At 73.1% G+C, this 24859-nt stretch carries 21 protein-coding genes; 8 read left to right on the top strand and 13 right to left on the bottom strand.

The features are described from left to right. Positions 1-23: 23 nt before the first annotated feature. Positions 24-2015 carry an IucA/IucC family protein gene (locus tag C4J65_RS25940; protein WP_240330507.1) on the bottom strand — a complete coding sequence of 664 codons (1992 nt, stop codon included), beginning with the start codon at positions 2013-2015 and terminating at the stop codon, positions 24-26. Further along, positions 2012-3448 carry an aminotransferase class III-fold pyridoxal phosphate-dependent enzyme gene (locus C4J65_RS25935; RefSeq protein WP_115744553.1) on the bottom strand — a complete coding sequence of 479 codons (1437 nt, stop codon included), beginning with the start codon at positions 3446-3448 and terminating at the stop codon, positions 2012-2014. The genes C4J65_RS25940 and C4J65_RS25935 overlap by 4 nt, the downstream gene beginning before the upstream one ends. Positions 3449-3761: 313 nt before the next feature. On the opposite strand from C4J65_RS25935, the gene C4J65_RS25930 reads away from it, so the two are divergent. Both C4J65_RS25930 and C4J65_RS25925 read left to right on the top strand, forming a co-directional pair. After that, entirely contained in the window at positions 3762-4991 is a 1230-nt protein-coding gene (locus tag C4J65_RS25930) for a hypothetical protein (protein WP_115744552.1), read from the top strand. Between the two features lie 99 nt (positions 4992-5090). Beyond that, complete coding sequence (locus C4J65_RS25925; protein ID WP_115744551.1) at positions 5091-6308, top strand: hypothetical protein; 1218 nt, start codon at positions 5091-5093, stop codon at positions 6306-6308. Between the two features lie 95 nt (positions 6309-6403). Here the strand turns inward: C4J65_RS25925 and hflX are convergent, their stop codons facing one another. The 6 genes from hflX to miaA form a co-directional block, all read right to left on the bottom strand. After that, the gene (gene hflX, locus C4J65_RS25920; protein ID WP_115744550.1) at positions 6404-7897 is read right to left on the bottom strand and encodes a GTPase HflX; all 1494 of its coding nucleotides are present in this window, start codon (positions 7895-7897) and stop codon (positions 6404-6406) included. A gap of 146 nt (positions 7898-8043) precedes the next feature. After that, on the bottom strand, positions 8044-9582 hold the full coding sequence (locus tag C4J65_RS25915) for a M1 family metallopeptidase (protein WP_115744549.1): 1539 nt from the start codon (positions 9580-9582) through the stop codon (positions 8044-8046). 109 nt (positions 9583-9691) lie between these two features. Continuing rightward, a complete protein-coding gene (locus tag C4J65_RS25910; protein ID WP_115746628.1) occupies positions 9692-11869 on the bottom strand; it encodes an HD domain-containing protein in 2178 nt (725 codons plus the stop codon). Between the two features lie 246 nt (positions 11870-12115). Next, positions 12116-12985, bottom strand: a complete 870-nt coding sequence (gene dapF / locus C4J65_RS25905) for a diaminopimelate epimerase (protein WP_115744548.1) — start codon at positions 12983-12985, stop codon at positions 12116-12118. A gap of 71 nt (positions 12986-13056) precedes the next feature. Then, positions 13057-13554 (bottom strand): hypothetical protein, encoded by a 498-nt coding sequence (locus C4J65_RS25900; RefSeq protein ID WP_162833627.1) that lies wholly within the window; start codon positions 13552-13554, stop codon positions 13057-13059. A 107-nt stretch (positions 13555-13661) separates the two neighbouring features. Next, positions 13662-14600 (bottom strand): tRNA (adenosine(37)-N6)-dimethylallyltransferase MiaA, encoded by a 939-nt coding sequence (gene miaA / locus C4J65_RS25895; protein WP_115744546.1) that lies wholly within the window; start codon positions 14598-14600, stop codon positions 13662-13664. 182 nt (positions 14601-14782) lie between these two features. Here miaA and C4J65_RS25890 point away from each other — a divergent pair, with 182 nt between their 5' ends. Both C4J65_RS25890 and C4J65_RS25885 read left to right on the top strand, forming a co-directional pair. Continuing rightward, on the top strand, positions 14783-15061 hold the full coding sequence (locus tag C4J65_RS25890) for a hypothetical protein (RefSeq protein WP_115744545.1): 279 nt from the start codon (positions 14783-14785) through the stop codon (positions 15059-15061). A gap of 24 nt (positions 15062-15085) precedes the next feature. Next, positions 15086-15379: an antitoxin gene (locus C4J65_RS25885; RefSeq protein WP_115744544.1), complete on the top strand. Its 294-nt coding sequence runs from the start codon at positions 15086-15088 to the stop codon at positions 15377-15379. A gap of 461 nt (positions 15380-15840) precedes the next feature. Here the strand turns inward: C4J65_RS25885 and C4J65_RS25880 are convergent, their stop codons facing one another. Together C4J65_RS25880 and miaB are read right to left on the bottom strand one after the other, a co-directional pair. Next, positions 15841-16554: a class III extradiol dioxygenase subunit B-like domain-containing protein gene (locus tag C4J65_RS25880; RefSeq protein WP_115744543.1), complete on the bottom strand. Its 714-nt coding sequence runs from the start codon at positions 16552-16554 to the stop codon at positions 15841-15843. Positions 16555-16603: 49 nt separating this feature from the next. Further along, positions 16604-18121, bottom strand: a complete 1518-nt coding sequence (gene miaB / locus C4J65_RS25875; RefSeq protein WP_115744542.1) for a tRNA (N6-isopentenyl adenosine(37)-C2)-methylthiotransferase MiaB — start codon at positions 18119-18121, stop codon at positions 16604-16606. Between the two features lie 162 nt (positions 18122-18283). Between miaB and C4J65_RS25870 the strand changes: the two genes are divergently transcribed. After that, positions 18284-19456, top strand: coding sequence for a cellulose-binding domain-containing protein (locus C4J65_RS25870; protein WP_115744541.1), 1173 nt, complete (start codon positions 18284-18286; stop codon positions 19454-19456). A gap of 134 nt (positions 19457-19590) precedes the next feature. Here the strand turns inward: C4J65_RS25870 and C4J65_RS25865 are convergent, their stop codons facing one another. Both C4J65_RS25865 and C4J65_RS25860 read right to left on the bottom strand, forming a co-directional pair. Then, on the bottom strand, positions 19591-20250 hold the full coding sequence (locus C4J65_RS25865) for a response regulator transcription factor (protein ID WP_011030451.1): 660 nt from the start codon (positions 20248-20250) through the stop codon (positions 19591-19593). Further along, the gene (locus C4J65_RS25860; protein WP_115744540.1) at positions 20250-21326 is read right to left on the bottom strand and encodes a HAMP domain-containing sensor histidine kinase; all 1077 of its coding nucleotides are present in this window, start codon (positions 21324-21326) and stop codon (positions 20250-20252) included. The genes C4J65_RS25865 and C4J65_RS25860 overlap by 1 nt, the downstream gene beginning before the upstream one ends. A 114-nt stretch (positions 21327-21440) precedes the next feature. Here C4J65_RS25860 and C4J65_RS25855 point away from each other — a divergent pair, with 114 nt between their 5' ends. Both C4J65_RS25855 and C4J65_RS25850 read left to right on the top strand, forming a co-directional pair. After that, positions 21441-21926 (top strand): TrkA C-terminal domain-containing protein, encoded by a 486-nt coding sequence (locus C4J65_RS25855; protein ID WP_102928754.1) that lies wholly within the window; start codon positions 21441-21443, stop codon positions 21924-21926. 4 nt (positions 21927-21930) lie between these two features. Continuing rightward, positions 21931-23169 carry a cation:proton antiporter gene (locus C4J65_RS25850; protein ID WP_115744539.1) on the top strand — a complete coding sequence of 413 codons (1239 nt, stop codon included), beginning with the start codon at positions 21931-21933 and terminating at the stop codon, positions 23167-23169. A 96-nt stretch (positions 23170-23265) separates the two neighbouring features. On the opposite strand, the gene C4J65_RS25845 is transcribed toward C4J65_RS25850, so the two are convergent. Next, positions 23266-23778, bottom strand: coding sequence for a MazG nucleotide pyrophosphohydrolase domain-containing protein (locus C4J65_RS25845; protein ID WP_162833353.1), 513 nt, complete (start codon positions 23776-23778; stop codon positions 23266-23268). Between the two features lie 73 nt (positions 23779-23851). Between C4J65_RS25845 and C4J65_RS25840 the strand changes: the two genes are divergently transcribed. Next, the gene (locus C4J65_RS25840) at positions 23852-24847 is read left to right on the top strand and encodes a TAXI family TRAP transporter solute-binding subunit (protein WP_115744537.1); all 996 of its coding nucleotides are present in this window, start codon (positions 23852-23854) and stop codon (positions 24845-24847) included. Positions 24848-24859: the final 12 nt, after the last annotated feature.

Genomic DNA, 24859 nt, shown 5'->3' with positions numbered 1-24859 from the left:
GCTCCTTCGGGAGGGCTGCCCGCTCAGGCATGCAGGGGGTTGGCGATAGTGACGTAGACGGACTGGGTGTCCACCGGGCCGACGAGTTCGTCGAGGCCGTGCAGCCGGGTCAGCAGGTTCGCCTTGCAGCGCAGTACGGGTGAGTCGAGGAGGTGGGCGGGGAGCGGGCCGCCCTGTGGGTCGGGGCCCGAGTCCAGTTCACCGAGGAAGCGGCGGAAGGCCGCCAGCAGCGTGCCTTCCGAGGCGAGATGTCCGGAGCCGAAAGCGCCGATGAGACCGAACACGTTGTTGACGGCGAGGTAGTAGGCGAAGCGCTCGTCGGTGACGGCGTCGGCCACGAACGTGTCGCTGTGTTCGCCGATCCCGGGGAGCCTGGCGGCGAGTTCCGCACGCCAGGACTCGCGGAAGTAGTAGCCCTGGTTGTCGCGGTAGCGGCCGCCCGCCGGCCAGCCGTCGGCGTCCAGCAGGACGAGCGTGTTCTGCTGGTGCGCCTCCAGGGCGATCCCCGCGCGGGCGTCCAGCCACAGGACGGGGCGTACGACGTGGTGGAGGTAGCGCAGGAACCACTCGACGGCGACCGCCCCGCGCGGGCGGCCGGTCCGTCCGGCGAGCCGGGTGACGACCTCGGCCAGCCGGGTGCGCGCGGCGGTGCCGTACAGACCGCGGGTGGGCGGCCGCGGCGCCACGAGAGAGGCCACGCAGCAGACGTCGTCCGAGGGCCGGAAGGGGTTGTGCCGGACGACGACGTCGAGGCCGCGCACGGGCGTGCCGTCGGGTCCGTCGACGGCGAGCCAGGCCGGGTCGCGGACGATGTCGAAGTCCGGGTGGGCCGCCCGCCACTGGCGGGACAGGCCGCGGCGCAGCAGGCGGTGCACCTCGACACCGCGGTGGAGCTCCTTGCGGAGGTTCTCCCTCCGGGAGTTGGTGATGCGCAGGCCCAGCGAGAGCTTGAGCATGGCGGGGGCACCGCCGCGTCGGACGGTGCGCACGGAGGACGTGGGATGCCATGCCGGGCCCCGGGCGCCGAGGTCCTCGACCAGCCCGGTGTCCAGGAGGGCGGCGACGTCCGGCCGGTGCAGCACCGCGCGGTACTGCCATGGGTGCAGCGGCAGAAGGGCGTACCCCTGCGGTGCCGCCGGGCCGTCCGTCGCGAGGCGCGCGGTGAGCGCGGGCGCGGTGACCGGGCGGCCTCGCTCGGTCCAGGCCGAGTCGGTGACGAGTACGGACGGGTCGACGGCCAGCCAGTGCAGGGGGAAGGAGCCGCGCAGCTCCGGTGAGTACCGGCGTGCCTCGTTCTCGGTGAGGCCCTCCCGGCTCTTCGGGGTGGGATGCAGCGGGTGCCCGAGGAGGAGTGCCTGTTCGGCGGCGAGGAAGAGGTCGGGTCCGCTGCTGTCTTCCGAACCGTCGCGGTCCCGGAGGAACACGGCGGTGCGGCGGACGGAGTCGGCCACGCGCGCGACGAGGTCGGGACCGTCGGACCCCGGGGAACCGGCCGTCTCGCGTACGAGCAGCGCGGCGAGCGTGACCGCGTCCACGGGCGGCGCGGACGCGGGGGAGCCGGAAAGCCGCGGGGGGCCGAAGCGGTGCGCCCCGGTCGGGGACCAGTAACGGACGGGAACGACGAGCGCCGTGCCGGAGGCCGGGAGCGGCAGGTGGAGGACGTCGTCGTCGGGGGCGGACACGTCGGCCTCGCGGACCCAGCAGCGGATCAGGTTCTCCGTGCCCGCGGCCTGGGCGGCGGCGCAGGGATCGAGGTCGTCCAAGGGGTCGGCCGCGGAGTGGAGGGCGTGCGGCGCGTGCCGCGGCCCGGGGAGGACGCCGGGCACCGGGGCAAGCCGTGGTGCGGTGTCCGGAGATCCGGCGGAGTCCGAAGCGGCGTCGCGTGCGGCGTCCAGTGAGGCAACAGGCCCCGGAGCTGCCGGGGCTCCGGGTGCGGCCGCGGGGGCCGGTTCGGGAGCGGGGTCGGTGTGCAACGCGGGTCCTCCTGGCGTGCCGTGTCCGGGGGCGGGTCTCATCTCGGGGCGCGCTCCCCGCGTATCGGGACGGGGCCGCCGGGGCGGTGGCGGTCCACCGCCCGTACGGCGTCGGCGAGTCGGTCGAGGACGGCGGACATCTGCTCCTCGGTCACGATGAGCGGCGGCAGCAGCCGTACGACGTTCGCGCGCGGGCCCGTGACGTCCACGATCAGCCCGCGGCGCAGGCACTCCCGGCGGACGGCGTCGGCGAGGGCGGCGGCGGTACCGGCGCGGGCGCCATGGGCGGCGACATCGGGCGCGCCGTCCGGTGCCACCAGCTCGACACCGGCCATCAGGCCTCGCCCGCGCACGTCGCCCACGCAGGTGAACTCCGCGGCGAGGGCGCGCAGTCCGGTCAGCATCCGGCCGCCCAGCGTGGCGGCGTGGTCGGCGAGCCGGTGCTCGCGGACGTGGGCGAGGGTGGCCGCTCCTGCGGCCAGGGCGAGTTGGTTGCCGCGGAAGGTGCCCGCCCTACTGTCCGGTTCGCCCAGGTCTTCGCGGTGGACCACTACGGCCAGTGGGAGGCTGCCGCCGATCGCCTTGGCGAGGACCAGCACGTCGGGCGTGACTCCGCTGTGCTCGAAGGCCCAGTAGGCGCCGGTGCGGCCCACGCCCGTCCCGGTCTCGTCGACGATGAACGGGACGGAACGGTCGGCCGTGCGGGCCCGCAGGCGCCGCACCAGGCCGTCCGGCACCGGGCGCATCCCGGCGTCGCTCCGGACCGGTTCCAGGAGGAGTCCGGCAGGCCGCTCCCGTCCCGGCTCGCCGTCGTCGAGAGCGGGCTCGTCGAGAGCGGGCTCGTCGGCGTCGGTGACGTTGACCACCCGGGCCCGACCGGTGGCGGCGCGGGCCAGTGCGACGGCGGTGGCGACCGGGTCCGCGCCGGCCGGGCCGCAGAACCGCACGCGTGCGCGGTCGGCGAGTCCCGGCGGCAGGGTGCGCAGCAGCTCGGTGACGAAGGCGTCCTCGACCGGCGTGGTGAGGTCCATGACGTGCAAGGGCGCGCCCGAGTCGAGGACCGTCCGGATCGCATCGAGGACGACGGGGTGGTTGTGGCCGAGGGCCAGGGCGCCCGCACCGGAGACGCAGTCCAGGTAACGGCGGCCGTCGGCGCCCTCGATGGTGAGTCCCCGGGCGCGGACCGGTACGATCGGGAGGGCGCGCGCGTAGGTACGCGCGGCCGGCTCCCGCGCCGCCTGGCGCCTCGGAGCACCCCTCCGCCCGCCACCCCCCGGCCCTGACACGCCGCTCCCCTGCACAGCGCCCTCATGCGCGGCGTGCGCCCGCGTGGAGGCCGCGACCGCGGGCTCCCTCGTCACGACCGGCTCGCCCTTCCCGCCCGTGCCCGCGCACCCTCCGTACGGGGATCCCGCCACGGTTCGTCGACCTCCCGCTGCCCGGACACGACCCGACGTGCCGGGCGCTCCCGGCATGGGGGACCGCGTCCGGACAGCAGGCCCCCCACCGCTACCAACCGAGGACCGTTCACGGGGTTACGGCCTGCCTGAAGATCGTTGCCGGGGCGGGGATGTCCGCGGGTGTTTCGCGGTCCGCTCCGGCTCCGCGACCCGGCGGTCCGGTTCGGCGGGCGACGCGTGCCAGGTCAGGCGGCTGTATCCGAACCGTTGCCGTTCCGTCGGAACTCCCCCACAGCCACCGCATAGTGTGTGGTGCCGTTCCCGGTCACCGTCGTTCGGCGGTTCGACCGCGGCACCACGTTCGTTCACAGCAGGGGGAGTCAACACCATGCGATCCATACGGCCGTCGTTCAGCACGCGCGGAAACAGGCGCGGACGGCGCGGAACCTCCTCCGCGGCCGCCGCCGTGGCGCTCGTCTCGGCGCTGGCGCTCACCGCCACGGCGTGCGAGGACGGCGACCCCGAGGCGGGCGGCGACGCCTCGGCCTCCGCGTCCGCCGCGGACGACGGCAACGGCGGCATCCGGATCCCGGACGACATCAAGGACAAGCTCAAGGAACAGGGGATCGACGTCGACGACTGGAAGAACGGCGCCTGGAAGAACTGGAACAAGGACGACTGGCTGCGCGAGGCGCAGGACTTCGTCAACCCGATCATCGAGGGCCTGTGGGACCCGGACCGGATGCGGGACGCCGAGGAGCCGGACCAGGAGGTCGACGAGAACGACATCTCCGGCGACCAGGGCGTCACCGACCCGGAGCCCGCCCCCGTCGAGGCGGAGGCCGTACCGGCCAAGTACCACGACAACGCCGCCACGGCCGGCAAGCTCCTCTTCGACTCCCCCAAGGGTTCGATGGTGTGCTCGGCGACGGTCGTGAAGGACCCGGCCCACCCCGGCAAGTCCAACATGGTGTGGACGGCCGGTCACTGCGTGCACGCGGGCAAGAGCGGCGGCTGGTACCGCAACATCGCCTTCGTCCCGTCGTACAACGACGCGGACAAGTCGGTGGAGGAGCTGCAGAACGCCACCAAGGAGGAGCTCGCTCCCTACGGTGTCTGGTGGGGCGACTGGGCGCAGACCTCGGACCAGTGGATCGAGCAGGGCGGTGCGACGGGCGGTGACGGTGCCTCGTACGACTTCGCCGTGATCCATGTGACGCCGGAGAAGGGCAGCGGCGGCAAGTCGCTGGAGGAGACGGTCGGCGCCGCGCTTCCGGTCGACTTCGACGCGCCCGCCGTGCCGGAGATCGACGGCATGAAGGCGATCGGCTACCCGGCCGCGCCGCCGTACGACGGCCAGAAGCTGTACCAGTGCCAGGACAAGCCCGGGCGGCTGTCGCTCAACGCCTCCGACCCGACGATGTACCGCATCGGCTGCACCATGACCGGCGGCTCGTCCGGCGGCGGCTGGGTCGCCGCCGGTTCCGACGGCAAGCCCGCGCTGGTCTCCAACACCTCCATCGGCCCGGTGACCGCAGGCTGGCTGGCCGGACCGCGCCTCGGCGACGAGGCCAAGGGCGTGTTCGACGCGGTGAGCGGCAAGTTCGCCGACCGGTGAGGACGGTGGGGTGCGTCGGGCCCGTGGCCGGCACCCCGCCGCGCGTTCCATGACAGACACATGCACGCATTCACACGTTTCAACGGGGGTTGTCGCACCATGCGTTCCACACCTGTGTCCGCCGCGCCCCGGCGCGGGCGGCGCACCGCACTCGCCGCCGCCGGTCTGGCCGCCGCGCTCACGCTCACGGCGACCGCCTGCGGCGGATCGGAGCAGGACGAGGCCGGCGCCAAGCCCGGCGGCGGCACCTCCGAGGCCGCCGACGCGGGCGGTACCGGTGGCGGCGAGGGCGGGCCGGCGGCCGGCCTCGCGGACCGGCTCAAGGAGCACGGCATCGACGTCGACCGGTGGAAGGACGGCGGCTGGAAGAACTGGGACCAGGACAAGTGGCTCAGTGCGGCCAAGGACTTCGTCAACCCGGTGATCGAGGGCCTGTGGGAGCCGGACCGGATGAAGTCCGCGAAGGAGGCCGACAAGACCGTCACCACCAAGGACGCCGCCGCCGACCAGGGCGCCACCGACCCGGAGCCGGCGCCCGTCGAGGCCGTGGCCGAGAAGAAGCCGTACCACGAGAACGCGGCTCCGGTGGGCAAGGTCTTCTTCGATTCCCCTGAGGGCTCGATGGTCTGCTCCGGCACGGTGATCAAGGACGTGAACCACCCCGGGGAGTCCAACCTGGTGTGGACGGCGGGCCACTGCGTGCACGCGGGCGGCAGCGGCGGCTGGTACCGCAACATCGCCTTCGTCCCGTCGTACAACGACTACGGCAAGTCCGAGGCGGAGCTGGCGAACGCGACGACCACCGAGATGGCCCCGTACGGCACCTGGTGGGCCGACTGGGCGGCCACCTCGGACCAGTGGATCAAGGGCGGTTCGGAGAGCGGCGGTGACGGGGCCGCGTACGACTACTCGGTGCTGCACGTAAAGCCCGAGCAGGGCGGCAAGTCGCTGGAGGAGACGGTCGGCGCAGCGCTGGAGGTGGACTTCTCCGCCCCGTCGGCGACCGAGGTGTCCAGCATGGGTGCCTGGGGCTACCCGGCGGCCGCGCCGTACAACGGCCTGGAGATGTTCAAGTGCGTCGACCGGCCCGGCCGGCTGTCGCTGAGCCCGTCGCTGCCGACGATGTACCGCATCGGCTGCACCATGACCGGCGGTTCGTCCGGCGGCGGCTGGTTCCGGGTGGTGGACGGCGAGACCAAGCTGGTCTCGAACACCTCGATCGGCCCGCTGGAGAACACCTGGCTGGCGGGCCCTCAGCTCGGCCCGTCGGCCGAGGCGATGTACCAGAACATGAGCAAGACGTACGGCGGTCAGTGATCCGTACGTGGATCCGTACATGACCGAGGGCCCGTCCCCTGCCGAGGCAGGGGACGGGCCCTCGGTCGGCCGGACTGCCGCCTGGCCGCGCGGTCTCAGGCGAGCGGCGCCGGAACGTACGGCGCGAACTCCGCCGCCAGCTCCTCGTGCACCCGCACCTTGAGCAGGGTGCCCTCCGGGGTGTGCTCCTCGGAGATCACCTCGCCCTCGTCGTGGGCACGGGCCACCAGCTTGCCGTGGGTGTACGGCACGAGCGCCTCGATCTCGACCGAGGGACGCGGCAGCTCGTTGTCGATCAGGGCGAGCAGCTGGTCGATGTTCTGGCCGGTGCGCGCCGAGACGGCGATGGCCCGCTTCTCGACCCGCAGCAGCCGCTGGAGCACCAGCGGGTCGGCCATGTCGGCCTTGTTGATCACGACGATCTCCGGTACGCCGGTGGCGCCGACGTCCCTGATCACCTCACGCACGGCGGCCAGCTGCTCCTCCGGGACGGGGTGCGAGCCGTCGACCACGTGGAGGATCAGGTCGGAGTCGCCGACCTCCTCCATCGTGGAGCGGAACGCCTCGACCAGGTGGTGCGGCAGGTGCCGGACGAAGCCGACGGTGTCGGCCAGGGTGTACAGCCGCCCGCTGGGGGTCTCGGCCCGGCGCACGGTCGGGTCGAGGGTTGCGAACAGGGCGTTCTCGACCAGTACGCCCGCGCCCGTGAGGCGGTTGAGCAGCGAGGACTTGCCGGCGTTGGTGTAGCCCGCGATGGCGACGGACGGCACCTTGTGGCGCTTGCGCTCCTGGCGCTTGATCTCGCGGCCGGTCTTCATCTCCGCGATCTCCCGGCGCATCTTCGCCATCTTCTCGCGGATCCGGCGCCGGTCCGTCTCGATCTTGGTCTCACCGGGACCACGGGTGGCGAGACCGCCGCCCTTGCCGCCGCCCATCTGCCGGGACAGCGACTGACCCCAGCCGCGGAGCCTCGGCAGCATGTACTGCATCTGCGCGAGCGCGACCTGCGCCTTGCCCTCTCGGGACTTGGCGTGCTGGGCGAAGATGTCCAGGATCAGGGCCGTGCGGTCGATGACCTTGACCTTGACGACGTCCTCGAGGTGGATGAGCTGACCCGGGCTGAGCTCACCGTCGCAGATGACGGTGTCCGCGCCGGTGTCGAGCACGACGTCGCGCAGCTCCTCGGCCTTGCCGGAGCCGATGTAGGTGGCGGCGTCGGGCTTGTCGCGGCGCTGGACGACGCCGTCGAGCACGAGCGCACCCGCCGTCTCCGCGAGGGCGGCCAGCTCGGCCAGGGAGTTCTCCGCGTCCTGCACGGTGCCCGAGGTCCAGACGCCGACGAGGACGACCCGCTCCAGACGGAGCTGGCGGTACTCGACCTCGGTGACGTCCTCGAGCTCGGTGGAGAGGCCCGCCACGCGGCGCAGGGCCGCGCGGTCGGAGCGGTCGAACTGCTCGCCGTCCCACTGCGAGTCGTTTCCGCGGTTCCAGGCGACGTCCTCTTCCATCAGGGCATCGGCCCGAAGGCCCTCGGGATAGGTCTGCGCGAGACGCTTGGTGTCCTGGGAGGGGGAAGAAGAGGAGGTCATTGGATCCTTACGTAGCTGGGAGGTGGTGGGCGCGGCACCCTGGCCGCGTCATGATGTACAACGTGCGAGCCACCGGGGAGATTCCCGGGGCCCGTACCGCGCCGTCCCGAAGATGGTCGCACGGCACGGGCCGTCTCGTCACCGGCTTATTCCCCGTGTGCCTTGTGGGACGCCTTGGCGGGCTGCTTCCCGGCGGCCTTCTCGACGGGGTTCTGCTTCCAGTCCGGGTGGCCGGGCATCGGCGGGGTCTTCTCGCCGTACAGCCAGGCCCGGAAGAAGCCGCCCAGGTCGCGGCCGGAGGTCTCGGAGGCGAGCCGGACGAAGTCGGCGGTCGTCGCCGTGCCGTCCTCGTTGCGGGCGACCCACGCGCGTTCGACGTGTTCGAAGGCGGGGCGGCCGATCTCCTGGCGCAGGGCGTAGAGCACGAGCGCGGCGCCGTCGTACACGTTGGCGCGGAAGATCCCGGTCTTGTTGCCGTTCTTCGGCGGCTTGGGGGCGGCGGGTGGTCCGCCCGCCGTGCGCCAGCGGTCGGAGGCCCCGTAGGCGGCCTTCATACGGGCCGCCACGGGCTTGTCCGCGGTCTCCTCCGCGTACAGCGCCTCGTACCAGGTGGCGTGGCCCTCGTTGAGCCACAGGTCGGACCAGGTGGCCGGGCTGACGCTGTTGCCGAACCACGAGTGGGCCAGCTCGTGCACCATGATCGACTCGACGTACCACTTCGGGTAGGCCGGCTCGGTGAACAGCTCCCGCTCGAAGAGGGTGAGGGTCTGGGTCTCGAGTTCGAAGCCGGTGGTGGCGTCGGCCATGAGCAGGCCGTACGTCTCGAAGGGGTAGCGCCCGACCTTCTGCTCCATCCACGTGATCTGGCCGGGGGTCTTCGCCAGCCACGGTTCGAGCGCCGCGCGGTGCTCGGTCGGCACCACGTCCCGGATGGGCAGTCCGTGCGGCCCGGCGCGGTGCAGCACCGTGGAGCGGCCGATGGACACCTGGGCCAGCTCGGTGGCCATGGGGTGCGGGCTCCGGTAGGTCCAGGTGGTCGATCCGCCGGTCCGGTCCACGCGGGTCGGCAGTCCGTTCGCGACGGCCGTGAGTCCGTCGGGGGCGGTGATGTGGAACGTGAACCGCGCCTTGTCGGAGGGGTGGTCGTTGCAGGGGAACACCAGGTGGGCGACGTCCGCCTGGTTGGCCATGGCGAGGCCGTCGGCGGTGCGCACCCACCCGCCCTGGCGGTCCTCGGGATACACCGGGTCGCTGCTGTGCCGCACGGTGATCCGCGTCCAGTCGCCCTCGTCGAGCGCGTCCTCGGGCGTCACGACCAGGTCCTCGCCCGCGGTGGCGAAGCCGGCGGGCTCGCCGTCGACCTCCACGGAGTCGACCTTCCCGTGGGCGAAGTCGAGGTTGATCCGGTCCAGGTCGGCGGTCGTCCGGGCCTCGATGGTGGTGACGGCCTTCAGCGGCTCGCTGTTGCTGCCGGAGTAGGTGAAGGAGAGGTCGTACGCCGTCACGTCGTAACCGGGGTTGCCCAGCTGCGGGAAGAGCCGGTCGCCGACGCCCAGCGGGGTCGGCGGGGCTGTCGCGGCGACCAGGCAGACGGAGACGGCGGAGGCGAGCAGCGCCGCGGCCCTGAGCCGGCGCCGGGAGCGTGCGCGGGGTCGCGGAGTCGGGGGGTGAGGGGTGTGCAGCATCCCCCACGGCTATCAGCGCGCGCGTGTCCGGCGGCGACGACGCGCACCCGGAGCACTCGAACGGGTCCCCGCGCGGTGTGCCGGTTCAGGCGCCGGTTCAGGCGCCGGTTCAGGCGCCGGTCGGCTGCGGCTGGGCCCGGCTGACGTCGTACACGCCGGCCACGTCGCGCATGGCGCGCATGAGGGCGGGCAGCCGGGCGGCGTCCGGGAGTACGACGGTGTAGCTGTGCCGGACCCGCTGGCGGTCCGGGGGTTCGACGGTCGCGGAGACGATTTCGGCGCCTTCGAGGGCCATGGCCTCGGTGAGGTCGGCCAGCAGGTGCGGGCGGCCGAACGATTCGGCGAGCAGGGTCACCCGGCACCCGGTGCTCTCCCCCCAGCGCACACCGACCTCCGCGCGCCCGGCGCTCTTCATGCGCGCCACCACCGCGCACTGGGCGCGGTGCACGGTCACCACACCCCCGCGCACGGCGAAACCGGTGATCTCGTCCGGTGGTACGGGGGTGCAGCAGCCCGCCAGCCGCACGGTCGCGCCCGGCGGGTCGACGAGGACGTCGGCGGCTGCGGGGCGGGCGGGTGCGGCGTCCGGGGCCGGACGCGGCGCGTCCGCGCGGGCGAGGGTCTCGGGTACGCCGGGTCCGCGGGGTGCCTCCTCCGGCTCGGGCGCCGCTTCCGGGTGGGCCGCGAGCCGGCGCTGGATGGCGATCCGCGCGACCGGGGTGTGGGCGTGCTCCAGCCACTCCCTGGAGGGCTCGGAGGCGGGGTCCTGGCCCATCAGGAGCTGCACGGTGTCGCCGTCCCGCAGCACCGTGCTCATGGGCGCCAGCCGACCGTTGACCCGGGCGCCGATGGTCGCGTGCGCGTCCTCGCCGTACTGGGCGTAGGCGGCGTCGACGCAGGTCGCGCCCTCGGGGAGGCCGAGGGTGCCGCCGTCGGGGCGGAAGACGGTGATCTCGCGGTCCTGGGCGAGGTCCTCACGGAGGGTGGACCAGAACGTGTCGGCGTCGGGGGCGCCGCGCTGCCAGTCGAGCAGCCGGGAGAGCCAGCCGGGGCGGGTGGGGTCGGCGCGCTCGCCGTCGCCCGCGCCCTGCTCCTCCGACGGAGGAGCGTACGGGTTGCCGAGCGCGACCACACCGGCCTCGGCGACCTTGTGCATCTGGTGGGTGCGGATGAGGACTTCGACGACCTGGCCGTCCTCCGCGCGGGCCACCGCCGTGTGCAGCGACTGGTAGAGGTTGAACTTGGGGACGGCGATGAAGTCCTTGAACTCCGAGACGACGGGCGTCATACAGGTGTGCAGCTCGCCGAGGACGGCGTAGCAGTCGGCGTCCTCCTGCACGAGCACCAGGAGGCGGCCGAAGTCCGCGCCGCGGAGCGTGCCGCGCTTGCGGGAGACGCGGTGGACCGAGACGAAGTGGCGCGGGCGGATGAGGACTTCGGCCTGGATGTCGGCCTCGCGCAGCACGCCCCGCACCTCGTCGGCGACCGCGGCGAGCGGGTCGTCCGCGCGAGCGGCGTTCTCCTGGACCAGCTCCCGCGTGTGCGCGTACTCCTCGGGGTGCATGACCGCGAAGACCAGGTCTTCCAGCTCGGACTTGAGCGCCTGGACGCCGAGCCGTTCGGCGAGCGGGATGAGGACGTCGCGGGTGACCTTGGCGATGCGTTCCTGCTTCTCGCGGCGCATGACGCCGAGGGTGCGCATGTTGTGCAGCCGGTCGGCGAGTTTGATGGACATCACGCGGACGTCGTTGCCGGTGGCGAGGAGCATCTTGCGGAAGGTCTCGGGTTCGGCGGCGGCGCCGTAGTCGACCTTCTCCAGCTTGGTGACGCCGTCCACGAGGTAGCGGACCTCGGCGCCGAACTGCTCGCCGACCTGATCGAGCGTCACCTCGGTGTCCTCGACGGTGTCGTGGAGGAGCGAGGCGGTCAGGGTGGTGGTCTCCGCGCCCAGTTCGGCGAGGATCAGGGTGACGGCGAGCGGGTGGGTGATGTACGGCTCGCCGCTCTTGCGCATCTGTCCGCGGTGCGAGGACTCGGCCAGGACGTAGGCGCGGCGCAGCGGGTCGAGGTCGGCGTCGGGGTGGTGGGCGCGGTGGGCCTCGACGACGTGGCCGATGGCGTCGGGCAGGCCCCGGCTGCGGGTGGCGGAGCCGAGCAGCGCGGCGCGGCCGAGGCGGCGCAGGTCGATCCGGGGGCGGGCCTTCCTGCGGGGCGCCGGCGTGACGGCACCGGTGGCCGCGGGCGGCACGGGTCCCGGGCTCGCTGGATTCACGGCCTCCGCATTCATGGGCACCTCCGGCTGCGCGGACCGGCGGACGGGGAATCCCAGGGCGGACACGGCTCAGGGGATGCTGTCGGTCCCCCGTCCGGGCCGGTGCTTGATGCTATCGAGCCCATCACGTGCGGCCGACCGCCTCTCGCCGAGCGTGAAACGGATCACCCATTCGAGCGATGGTCCGAGGGTTTACGTTTTCGCACTGAGTGTCATGGACCGCGCTGTGGTTCACCGCGGTCCGGGCGACCGGGTCGTGGTTCAGGCGAGTACCCCTTCCAGCCAGGCGGAGTCGAACTCGCCCTCCGCGACGATCACGGCCGGCCCCGTCATCTCGATCTCGCCGTCCGGGCGCTCGGTGATCACCAGGGTGCCGCCGGGCACGTCGACCGTGTACGTGGCCGGGGTCCCGGTGGCCGCGGGGTCGAGGCCGTCCCGGCGGGCGGTGGCGACGGCGACGGCACACGCGCCGGTGCCGCAGGAGCGGGTCTCGCCGGAGCCGCGCTCGTGGACGCGCATCGCGACGTGGCCGGGACCCCGGTCGACCACGAACTCGACGTTGACCCCGTCCGGATAGGCGCCGGCGGGCGCGTGGGAGGGCGGGGCGTACAGGTCGCCCGCGTGGGCGAGGTCGGCGACGAAGGCGACCGCGTGCGGGTTGCCCATGTTCACGTTCCGCGCGGGCCAGCCGCGCTCGCCCACGCTCACCTCGACGTCGCCCTCGGGCAGCAGCGCGCGGCCCATGCCGACGGTGACGTCACCGTTCTTGGCGATGTGCACGCGCTTCACTCCCCCGCGCGTCGCTACGGCGAGGTCTCCCTCGGCGGCGTGCCCGGCGCGCTGGAGGTAGCGCGCGAAGACCCGCACGCCGTTGCCGCACATCTCCGCGACCGAGCCGTCGCCGTTGCGGTAGTCCATGAACCACTCCGCCTCGGCGGCCATGCCGCGGGCCTCGGGGTGTGCCGCGGACCGCACCACGTGCAGCAGTCCGTCCCCGCCGAGCCCGGCGCGGCGGTCGCACAGGGCGGCGACGGCGGCGGGGGGCAGGTCGATGGCGTTCTCCGGGTCGGGAACGATCACGAAGTCGTTCTCGGTGCCGTGACCCTTGAGGAAGGCGATCCGCGTGCTCATTCCTCGATCGTACGGGGTGGGTGTGCCGCGACGACGAGGGGCGGAGCCGGGCCCGGGGCGGGAGGGCCCCGTCAGCCCCGAAGGCGGGCGACCCGCCACACGGCCAGCACGACGACCGCGGCGACCGCCAGCGCGTACACGAGGATCGTCCGCCAGTCGGCACGGCGCCCCGAGCTGCGCTGGGGCAGGCCCGGCCAGGTGTAACCGACCCGGCGGGCGGCCATCATGCCCCAGCCGGCCGCGCAGGAGCAGATCAGCAGTCCCAGCATCGCGATCACGGCGCCGCTGTCGCCGAAGTCGAAGGCGAGCGGGAAGGCGAACATCAGGGAGCCGAGCGCGGCCAGGCACACGATGGGCGCGAGCTGCCAGATGCGCAGCCGGCGCTGGGGCCGCAACTCGACCTCGACCTCGTCCCCGTACATCTCGTCGGGGGTGGGACCGTCGGCGACGCCGTCCGGTGTCTCGTCGGGACCGTCGGGGCTCAGGGTGCCGTGGTCCGGCTCCGGTCCGCCGTGGTCGGCGGTGCCGTGTTCGGTGCTCGGTGCGGTGTCGCGAGGGCCGGCCTCCATCGCCACGCGCCCTCCCAACTAGGACTCACTCGGTCGATCGAAGCTCGATGATGGCACGCCGCCGAAGGCCCGGATGACGGCCGGGGCGTCCCGATGCCATCACGTGATCAGGCTGTAACCGGTCGTTCGACCAACGACAGGGCGAGTCGCGGAAGTTCCGTGCGATCCGCCACACCCCCACTCAACCAGTGCACCCGCGGGTCGCGCCTGAACCACGAATCCTGACGGCGCGCGAAGCGCTTGGTGGCACGGACGGTCTCGGCGCGCGCCTCGTCGAGCGTGCACTCACCGGCGAGCGCCGCGAGGACCTGCTGGTAGCCGAGCGCGCGGGACGCCGTACGCCCCTCGCGCAGCCCCTGCGCCTCCAGTGCGCGCACCTCGTCGACCAGACCGGCCTCCCACATCCGGTCGACGCGCAGGGCGATGCGCTCGTGCAGCTCGGGGCGGGCGACGTCGACGCCGATCTGCACGGTGTCGTAGACGGAGTCGTGACCGGGGAGGTTGGCGGTGAAGGGCCTGCCGGTGATCTCGATCACCTCGAGGGCCCGCACGATGCGACGCCCGTTGCTGGGCAGGATGGCCCGCCCCGCCTCCGGGTCGGCGAGGGCCAGCCGGGCATGCAGCGCACCCGGGCCGCGCAGGCCGAGCTCCTCCTCGAGGCGGGCCCTGACCTCGGGGTCGGTACCGGGGAACTCCAGGTTGTCGACCGCCCCGCGGACGTAGAGGCCGGAGCCGCCGACGAGGATCGGCCACCGTCCCTCGGCGAGCAGCGCGTCGATCCGCTCCCGCGCGAGGCGCTGGTACTCGGCGACGGACGCCGTGACCGTCACGTCCCAGATGTCCAGCAGATGGTGCGGGACGCCTCCGCGCTCCTCGGGCGTCAGCTTGGCGGTGCCGATGTCCATCCCTCGGTAGAGCTGCATGGAGTCGGCGTTGACGACCTCGCCGCCGAGCCGCTCGGCCAGGAAAACGCCCAGATCGGACTTTCCGGCGGCGGTGGGTCCGACTACGGCGATGACGCGGGGGGCGGGGGGTGCGCTGCTCACCGCACCAGTCTCGCAAACCTCTCACCTCGCCCTCGAACGAGTTACGTGACGGTCCGCGTCCGGGGTCGTTGCCCGTTGCGAGGTTCCCGCTCCCCGGGCCACCGGGTCATGGCCCCGGCCACGCAAACGGACGCACCGGATGCCGCGGGATTTCGCCCGCACGAGTAACGTATGGAGTTGATATGGGCGTTTTTGCACGGCTTTTTCGGAGGTCGAAGAACACCGAGGAGGCGTCGGGCGCGGAGACGCGGACCGACACCCCGGACACCGTGAGCACGGCGGAGGCGAAGGCCGCCGAGACGGCGGAGACGGCCGACGCCGGTCCGCGGAACACGGCGGAGGCCGGCGAAGCCGACGGCCCCGCCGCCGACGCCGGGGACTCGGAGAGCGTCGGCATCCCCAAGCAGCAGTCCGCCGGGGAGGCCGTCGACAACGAGGCCGACAAGGGCGCCCGCACCTGACTGCCCCGTGAGGGAAGGCGAACCATGGGTCTCCTGGACAACTTGAAGGCCAGACTCGAACCGGCGAAGGGCAAGGTCTCCGACCTCGCGCAGCAGCACGGCGACAAGATCGATCGCGGTCTCGACAAGATGGCGCGGACCGTCGACGAAAGGACCAAGGGCAAGTACAGCGACCGGATCCAGACGGGCACGGGCAAGGCCAAGGGAGCCATGGACCGTCTCGCCCACAAGGACGACACGGGCGGGGAAGGAGGCGGCGACGCGTCCGGCGGCACGCCAGGCAACACGCCTCCGGCCGGACCGCCTCCGGCTTCCTGACCCGCCACCCCGCCGGACGGCCACGGAGCCCGGCCCCGGTCCGGCTCCGGACCGTCCGCGGACGCGTAGGCCGCTTCCTCCAGGCGGCCACGTTGTCCGGTGGCACGCCAGGCAACACGCCTCCGGCCGGACCGCCTCCGGCCGGACCGCCTCCGGCTTCCTGACCCGCCACCCCGCCGGACGGCCACGGAGCCCGGCCCCGGTCCGGCTCCGGACCGTCCGCGGACGCGTAGGCCGCTTCCTCCAGGCGGCCACGTCGCCGCCACGAACAGGCGGCCGCGTCTCCGCCACGTCCAGGTGGCCGCGTCTCCGCCACGTCCAGGTGGTGCGTCGCCGCTACGACCAGGTCGCGCGTCGCCGCTGCGACCATGCGGCCGTGCCTCCCACCACGTCGGGGCGCCACGCCGGCCGACTACGACCAGCGGGCCGCGTCGCACCACGCCGAGGTGGCCGCGCCCTGGCTATGACCAGGCGGCCACGACGTAGCCGACCCCGTAGGGCGCGTCCTCGTACAGCAGCGCGCCGGCGAGGTCCGTGGCCGCGGCCGCGCCCGCGAGGACCTGCCAGGGTGCCCGGCCGGACGCCTTGAGCTCTCGGGCCAGATCGGCGTCCAGGGCGGTGAGCGCGGCCGGGTCCGCCGCTTCCAGGGCGCGGCCCACCTCCGCGTCGAAGGGCGCCGCCCGCTCGTCGAGGTAGCCGGGTGCCTTCAGCGTGCGGCACGCGCTGGCGTCGCCCAGCACCAGCAGGGCCGTCCGCCCGGGCCGCGCGGCGAGGTCCCGGCCGACGGCGCCACAACCCTCGGCGGGCAGCGCATCGCCCACACCGATGCCGTCGACGGGGAGGTCGGTCCACCCGGTCCGCCCGAGCAGCCAGGCGCCCACGGAAAGCCCGGGCGGCAGCTCGGCCCCGTCCGCACCGCCGCTGTCGGCGCCCAGGTACACCTCGACGTCCACGCCGAAGCCGCGGAAGGAGCCTCGCGCGCCCCTCGGGTAGACCTCGGGCCCGGCGGAGTCCGCGGGTCCGACCACCACGAGCCGGTCGGGCCGGGACGCGGCGAGCACGCCCAGCGCGTCCGTGCACGCGGCGCGTGCGGTGTCCAGCTCGGGTGCGGCACCCGCGGCGACCTCCGGCACGAGGAGCGGCGGGCAGGGGCAGACGGCGGCGGCGACAAGCATGATCGGCAGCGTATCGCCGTACCGCCGCCCCCCGGCGGCACCCCCTCGGTCAGTCGCAGCCGCAGCCGCTCGCCACGGCCGGCTGGGGCTCGGGAACGCCGATCTTCGGCAGGCCCAGCAGCACCCCCGCCGGCTTGGCCTGCTCGGCCGTGTTGCGCTTCTCCCAGGCGTCGCCCGCGCGCGTGCGGCGCACGTCGAGCACCGCGCCCTCGGCGAGGAGGTGGTGCGGGGCGGCGTAGGTGATCTCGACGGTCACCACGTCGCCGGGACGGACCTCCTGGTCGGGCTTGGTGAAGTGCACCAGGCGGTTGTCGGGGGCGCGGCCGGAGAGGCGGTGGGTGGCACCGTTCTTGCGGCCCTCACCCTCGGCGACCATCAGCTCCAGGGTGCGGCCGACCTGCTTCTTGTTCTCGTCCCAGGAGATCTCCTCCTGGAGGGCGACCAGGCGCTCGTAGCGCTCCTGGACGACGGCCTTGGGGATCTGGTCCGCCATCTCGGCGGCCGGGGTGCCGGGGCGCTTGGAGTACTGGAAGGTGAACGCCTGGGCGAAGCGGGCCTCGCGGACCACGTGCAGGGTCTGCTCGAAGTCCTCCTCGGTCTCGCCGGGGAAGCCCACGATGATGTCGGTGGTGATCGCGGCGTGCGGGATGGCGGCCCGCACCTTCTCGATGATCCCCAGGTAGCGCTCCTGGCGGTAGGACCGGCGCATCGCCTTGAGCACCGGGTCGGAGCCGGACTGGAGCGGCATGTGCAGCTGCGGCATCGCGTTCGGCGTCTCGGCCATGGCGGCGATGACGTCGTCGGTGAAGTCGCGCGGGTGCGGGGAGGTGAAGCGGACGCGCTCCAGGCCCTCGATGGTCCCGCAGGCGCGCAGCAGCTTGCTGAACGCCTCACGGTCGCCGATGTCGGAGCCGTAGGCGTTGACGTTCTGCCCGAGCAGGGTGATCTCGCTGACGCCCTCGGCGACCAGGGCCTCGACCTCGGCGAGGATGTCGCCGGGACGGCGGTCCTTCTCCTTGCCGCGCAGCGCGGGGACGATGCAGAAGGTGCAGGTGTTGTTGCAGCCGACCGAGATGGAGACCCAGGCCGCGTACGCGCTCTCGCGCCGGGTGGGCAGCGTGGACGGGAACGCCTCCAGGGACTCGGCGATCTCGACCTGCGCCTCCTCCTGCACGCGGGCGCGCTCCAGCAGTACCGGGAGCTTGCCGATGTTGTGGGTGCCGAAGACGACGTCCACCCAGGGGGCCCGCTTCACGATGGTGTCGCGGTCCTTCTGCGCCAGGCAGCCCCCGACGGCGATCTGCATGCCGGGGCGGCTCGCCTTCTTCGGGGCGAGGTGGCCGAGGTTGCCGTACAGCTTGTTGTCGGCGTTCTCCCGCACGGCGCAGGTGTTGAAGACGACGACGTCCGCGTCGCCGTCGGCACCCTCGGGGGCGCGGACGTAGCCCGCGCCCTCCAGCAGACCGGACAATCGCTCGGAGTCGTGGACGTTCATCTGGCACCCGTAGGTGCGTACTTCGTAGGTGCGCGTGCCGCCCACTGACTGGCTCCGGTCGATGCTGCTCATGGCAACAAGAGTAGGCGAGTCACGATCGTGTCCGACGCCCCGCACGTATTGACAGTACACCGTCAGACTCGATGTCATTGCATGGGAGCGCTCCCATGCGCGCTCTTGAGTGTGTTCCAAGCATGCGCTGACGCATCCCTTCTCCCGCACTGGAGGCACCCTGTGCGCATCCGAGTCCTTCGATTACTGCGCCGGCCCTGGACCGCGGCGGTGGCCGCCGTGGCGCTGGTGGTGTCGGTCCTGGTGGCGATGCCCGCGAGCGGTGCGGCGGCCGCCGCCTGTCGGGTCGACTACCGCGTCGACGCGTGGGCGGGCGGCTACACCGCCCAGGTGAGGGTCACCAACCTCGGCCCCGCGGTCGGCGACTGGCGTCTGACCTGGACCTACACCGGCGATCAGCAGGTGACGTCGGCGTGGAACGCGACCGTCACACAGACCGGCGGGTCCGTCGTCGCCGTCGACGCCGGCTGGAACGGCGCCCTGTCCACGGGCGGCACGGCCGAGTTCGGACTGCAGGGGACCTGGCGGTCCGCGGACCCCGTGCCGGACGACTTCGCGCTGAACGGCTCCCCGTGCGGCGGTGACGGCGGGACACCGCCCACCACACCGCCGACCACGCCTCCCCCGACGACTCCACCGCCGTCCCCGGAGTGCGGTGACGCCGTGATCTGCTCGGGCTTCGAGGACCAGGCCGGCCCCGAGCCCTCCGGCGACTGGCGGTTCACCGCGCCCGACTGCCAGGGCACGGGCACGGCCGCCGTGGACTCGACGGTGGCGCACGAGGGCGGCAGGTCGCTCCGGGTGGACGGCCGGGCCGGGTACTGCAACCACGCCTTCGTCGCCCACACCGCGGACCTGTCGTCGGTCGGCCCGGTGATGTACCTGCGCATGTGGGTCCGGCACACCACCGCGCTGCCGACCTCGCACGTCACCTTCGTGTCGATGCCGGACTCGGCGCAGGGGGGCCGGGCGCTGCGCGTGGGCGGCCAGAACGGCGCGCTGCAGTGGAACCGGGAGAGCGACGACGCCACCCTGCCCGCGCAGAGCCCGGCCGGGGTGGCGCTGAGCAGGCCGCTGCCGACGGACGGCTGGCAGTGCCTGCGGTTCGCGATCGACACCTCCGCGGCCAACCTCGACACCTGGCTCGGCGACGAGCGGGTTCCGGGCCTGCACGCCGACGGTGTGCCGACGCAGGACGTCGACCAGCAGTGGCTCGCCCGCGGCACCGCACCCCGGCCGACGGCCCTGCGGCTTGGCTGGGAGAGCTACGCGACGGGCGACGACACCGTCTGGTTCGACGACGTGGCCGTGGGCTCCGCGCCGATCGGCTGCTGACCGCCGGCGCGCACGCGCCGGCCGGCTCCGCCGCACCGCCCGCCCCACCGGGCGGTGCGGCGGAACGGACGGGCGGCCCCGAGGGTCCGAGGCCACGCGGGCGCCACCACGATGTCGGGCTCGGCAGGGGCGTCTCAGGGCTCGATGAGGCCCGCGCGGATCGCGTACCGGGTGAGTTCCAGGCGGTCGCGTACGCCCAGCTTCTGCAGGAGGTTCGCGCGGTGGCGTTCGACGGTCTTGGCGCTGATGAACAGCAGCTCGCCGATCTCCTTGGAGGTGTGCCCCTCGGCGACGAGCTTGAGGATCTCCTCCTCGCGCTCGGTGATGGGCCGCTCGGGCAGGCCGCCACCGCCCTGCACGCGGTCCAGGTAGGAGCGGACGAGGGCCCGCTCGGCGCCGGGGTAGATGAACGGCTCGTCGCGCACGGCCGCCCGGCAGGCCTCGACCAGGTCGCGGTCGGCGACGGACTTGAGGACGTATCCGCAGGCGCCCGCCTTGAGTGCCTCGAAGAAGTACTGCTCGTTGTCGTACATGGTCAGGATGAGGATGCGCAGCTCGGGCAGGCGCCGGGAGAGTTCGCGGGCCGCCTGGAGGCCGGTCATGCGGGGCATGGCGACGTCCAGGACGGCCAGGTCGATCTCGGTGGCCCGCGCGGCCGCGACCGCTTCGGCACCGTCACCGGCCTCGGCGACCACCGTCAGATCGGGTTCGCCGTCCAGGATGAGGCGGACTCCGCGGCGTACGAGGGTGTGGTCGTCGGCGAGCAGGACGCGGATCGGGGGCCGTGCGGACATCAGGGGCTGTCTCCGGTTCGGTCTGCGGAACGGTCCCCGGGCGGCGCGGGGACGCGCAGGCGTACGTCGGTGCCCCCTCCGGGGGCGGGTTCGAAGTGGATCTCGGCTCCTATCAGCAGGGCGCGCTCCCGCATCCCGCGGATACCGGCGCCCTCGGCGGCCGTGCCGAGACCGGTGCCGTCGTCGCGGACGAGCAGTTCGACACCGGCGTCGTCGGGCAGCGGCCGCAGCGTGAGCGCCGCGCGGGCGGCGGCGGCGTGACGGGCGGTGTTGGTCAGTCCCTCCTGGGCGACCCGGTAGAGGACGAGTTCGGCCTCCGGGGCGAGCGGGGGCAGGTCGCCGGGGATGTGCTGCTGGACGGTCAGTCCGTGGTGCGTGAACTCGGCGGCGAGCGAGCGCAGGGCGCTGGCCAGGCCGAGTTCCTCCAGGACGCCCGGACGCAGCCGGCGGGCGATGCGGCGGATCTCGTCGAGTCCGGCCCGGGTGGCCTCCTGCGCCAGGGTCACCTCGTCGCGCAGTTCCCCGGGGACCCGGTCCGCGACGCGCTTGAGCTGGAGGAGGACGGCGGTCAGGGTCTGGCCCACCTCGTCGTGGAGTTCGCGGGCGATGCGGTGGCGCTCGCGTTCCTGGGCCTGCAGGGCCCGACCGGCACCGGCGGCGCGTTCGGCCTGGAGCCGGTCCAGCATCGTGTTGTACGTCGCGATGAGCTGCGCCGCCTCGGCCGGTCCGGAGACCTCGGGCCGGGTCCCGGGCACCAGCAGATCGGCGGTGGACATGGCCCGGCCCAGCCGGTGCAGCGGGGTGAGCCCGATGCGCAGGACGACGGCGTTGCCGGCCAGCAGGGCCGCGAGTCCGGCCAGCAGGACGAGGGCCTCCCCGGCCAGCACGGGGGTCGACACGGTGACCGGTCCCAGCAGCAGTGCGGTGGCGACGACCAGGCCGGCGGCGTTGAGCGAGAAGATCCGCCAGAACAGCGACACGTTCCTCTTCCCGCTCCTCCCGGCCTTCTCGCACGACGCCCCCGCGGCCAGCTTCGCCGACCGCGACCGGCTGCGTATATCCGTCACGACACCCATATCGCCACCGTACGTGCGGATGGCAGCATGGCGAGGTCGCGGGCACGGCACCCACGTGCGGAAAGCGCAGCTGGAGACGCGGCAGGCAACGCAGGACGAGTGAGGGGAAAGCACGTGTCAGCTCCACGCCTGAGGGCGACGCCGCTCCCGGGTATCGGGGTCCAGTACGACCTGGTGACCCGCGAGCACCGCCACCTGTCGGTGGTGGCCCACCGCGACGGTGCCCGCACGGTGAACGTGTACCGGTCCGACGACCCCGATTCCTGTGCCCACTCGCTGCGGCTGACGGGGCCCGAGGCGGGCGCGCTGATCGACGCGCTGAAGCCCTCCCACCACAGCGCGAGCCTGCTCTACACCACCGATCTGGGGCTGGTCGCCGAGCGGATCGAGGTGGCGGCCACGTCCCGGTGGAACGGACGTCTGCTGGGCGACACCCGGATGCGGACCGACACGGGTGCCTCGATCGTGGCGGTGCTGCGGCGGGCCGAGGCGATTCCCTCGCCGGCGCCGGACTTCCGGCTCGTGGGTGGTGACACCTTGATCGTCATCGGCACCCGTGAGGGCGTCGACGCCGCCGCGGCGATACTCGGGCAGGAGTGAGCGCGTGCACTCCGCGGTACTCCTGATCGAGTTCGGTTCCATCATCCTGGGGCTCGGGCTGCTCGGCCGGTTCGCCGGCCGTTACCGGCTGTCCCCCATCCCGCTGTACCTGCTGGCCGGTCTGGCCTTCGGCGAGGGCGGTCTGCTGCCGCTCGGCGCGAGCGAGGAGTTCGTCGCGACCGGCGCCGAGATCGGTGTCATCCTCCTGCTGCTGATGCTGGGCCTGGAGTACACGGCCAGCGACCTGGTCACCAACCTCAAGTCCCACTATCCGGCGGGGCTCGTCGACTGCGCGCTCAACGCCGTGCCGGGCGCGGTGGCCGCGCTGCTGATGGGCTGGGGCCCGGTGGCCGCCGTCGTCCTGGCGGGCGTGACGTGGATCTCGTCGTCCGGTGTGATCGCGAAGGTCCTCGGCGATCTGGGCCGGGTCGGCAACCGCGAGACGCCGGTGATCCTGAGCGTGCTGGTACTGGAGGACCTGGCGATGGCGGTGTACCTGCCGATCGTCACGGCCCTGGTCGCCGGCGCCGGTCTGATGACCGGGAGCATCACGCTGGCGGTCGCGCTGGCCGCGGCGGGCCTGGTGCTCTTCGTGGCGGTGCGCTACGGCCGGCTCATCTCCCGCTTCGTCTCCAGCGACGACCCGGAGAAGCTGCTGCTCGTGGTGCTGGGTCTGACGATCCTCGTCGCCGGTGTCGCGCAGCAGCTCCAGGTGTCGGCCGCGGTGGGCGCCTTCCTGGTGGGCATCGCGCTGTCCGGGGAGGTCGCGGAGGGCGCGCACACGCTGCTGAGCCCGCTGCGGGACCTGTTCGCGGCCGTCTTCTTCGTCTTCTTCGGGCTGCACACGGACCCGGCCAGCATTCCGCCGGTCCTGCTGCCCGCGCTGGCGCTGGCGCTGCTGACCGCCGTGACGAAGATAGCCACGGGGTACTGGGCGGCGCGGCGCGCCGGGATCTCCGTCAAGGGCCGATGGCGGGCGGGCGGCGCGCTGGTGGCGCGCGGCGAGTTCTCCATCGTCATCGCGGGCCTCGCGGTCTCCGCCGGTATCGAGCCGTCCCTGGGACCGCTCGCCACGGCGTACGTCCTCATCCTGGTCGTCCTCGGGCCCCTCACCGCGCGCTTCACCGAGCCGCTGGCGATGCGCCTCTTCCGGCGCCACGACAACCCCGACCGGCCGAGCGGCCTCACGGAGGGAACGCCCCGGGCCGCGGCGACGGAGGCGGAAGCCTCGGTGGGCGACTGACCGGCAGCGGCCTCAGCCCTCTGGCACGACTCCGGCACCCGGGTGCCGGAGTCGTCCTGTGCCGGAGTCGGGCGCCGGAGTCGTCGTACGCCGGGGTCAGGCGCCGGTCGGTTCCGGGGCGTCCGGCGTCCGCGGTGTCCAGCCCTGTCGGCGCAGCACGCCGGACACGTCCGGTATCTCGTAGTGGTCGCCCTTGAGGACCTTGCCGTCGGCCCGGCGGCTGACGCGGCCCTCGGGCCCCAGCTTGGTCATGTTGGAGCGGTGGACCTCCACGATCACCGCGTCCAGGTCGATGCCGTGCACGAGGGCGGTGCCGTACGCCACGTAGACCACGTCGGCCAGTTCGTGCGCGAGCCGGTCGAGCGGGCCCCGCACCGACACCTCGGCGACCTCTGCGGCCTCCTCGGCGAGCAGCGCGCCTCTGTGCGCGGCGAGGCCGGGCGGGACCTCGGTCGGCGTGCTGCGGACGTCCAGCCCGAAGGCGAGGTGGAAGGCACGGACCAGGTCGGCGGGCGACGTCCTGCCCTCGGCGGGCGGGGTGCGGCCCTCGGCGGAGGGCGTGCCGCTCTCGACGCGCGTGCCGCTCTCGGCGGTCGGGGTGTTGCCCATGCCGACGACTGTAGCGACCGCCACTGACAGTGGGCCCTGGTCAGTGCGGGTGCGGGCTGGCAGGATCGCCCCCATGTCCACGCTGCTCTCCCGTATCGGCAGGCGCCGGGCCGTCCAGGGCGCGGTCGCCGGTGCCGTCGTGCTCGGGCTGCTGCTGTGGTGGCTGCTGCCGCTGGGCGAGAAGCCGCCGAGCGGGACGATCACGTTCAGTACCGGCACGCGTGCGGGCGTCTACCAGAAGTACGGCGAGCTGCTGCGCACCGAGCTGCGCAAGGACATGCCGGACCTGGACGTGCGGCTGATGACCAGCGCGGGCTCGCAGGAGAACGTCGAGCGGGTGGCGTCCGGGGAGGCCGACTTCACGATCGCCGCGGCCGACGCGGTCGAGACGTACAAGCTGGCCGGCCGCCCGGGTGCCGAGGGGCTGCGCGGGGTCACCCGGCTCTACGACGACTACGTGCAGCTCGTCGTGCCGAGCGACTCGGACATCCAGTCGGTGCGGGACCTGCGGGGCAAGCGGGTGGCCATAGGGCTGCCCAACTCGGGGGTACGACTGATCGCCACCCGGCTGCTGAAGGCGGTGGGCATCGACCCGGAGACGGACATCACGCCCCGGGCGGACGGGATCGACACCGGCCCGGGACGGCTGGGCGACGAGCTGGACGCGTTCTTCTGGTCCGGCGGGGTGCCGACGGACGGCCTCAAGGAGATAGCACAGAGCTCGGCCTTCCGGTTCGTGCCGATCGGCGACGACCTGGTCACCAAGCTGCACCAGTCGGGCGGCGCGACCCGCTACTACCGCACCACCAACATGCCGGAGTCGGCCTACCCCACGGTCCAGAACGGCGCCGTGGTGCCGACGATGGCGGTGTCCAACCTGCTGGTGACCCGCGCGGACGTCGATCCGCGGCTCACCGAGTGGCTGACCCGGACCGTGCTCGACAGCCGCGACGGCATCGGTGCGCACGTGCACTCCGCGCAACTGGTGGACCTGCGCACCGCGATCTACACCGACCCGCTCGAACTGCACGAGGGCGCCCGGCGCTACTACCGGTCGGTCAAGCCGTAGGCACCGCCGCTT

Source organism: Streptomyces sp. CB09001, assembly GCF_003369795.1.
Taxonomy (GTDB): Bacteria; Actinomycetota; Actinomycetes; order Streptomycetales; family Streptomycetaceae; genus Streptomyces.
The sequence above is the reverse complement of the archived record's forward strand: the minus strand, read 5'-3'. Positions and strand labels throughout refer to the sequence as shown.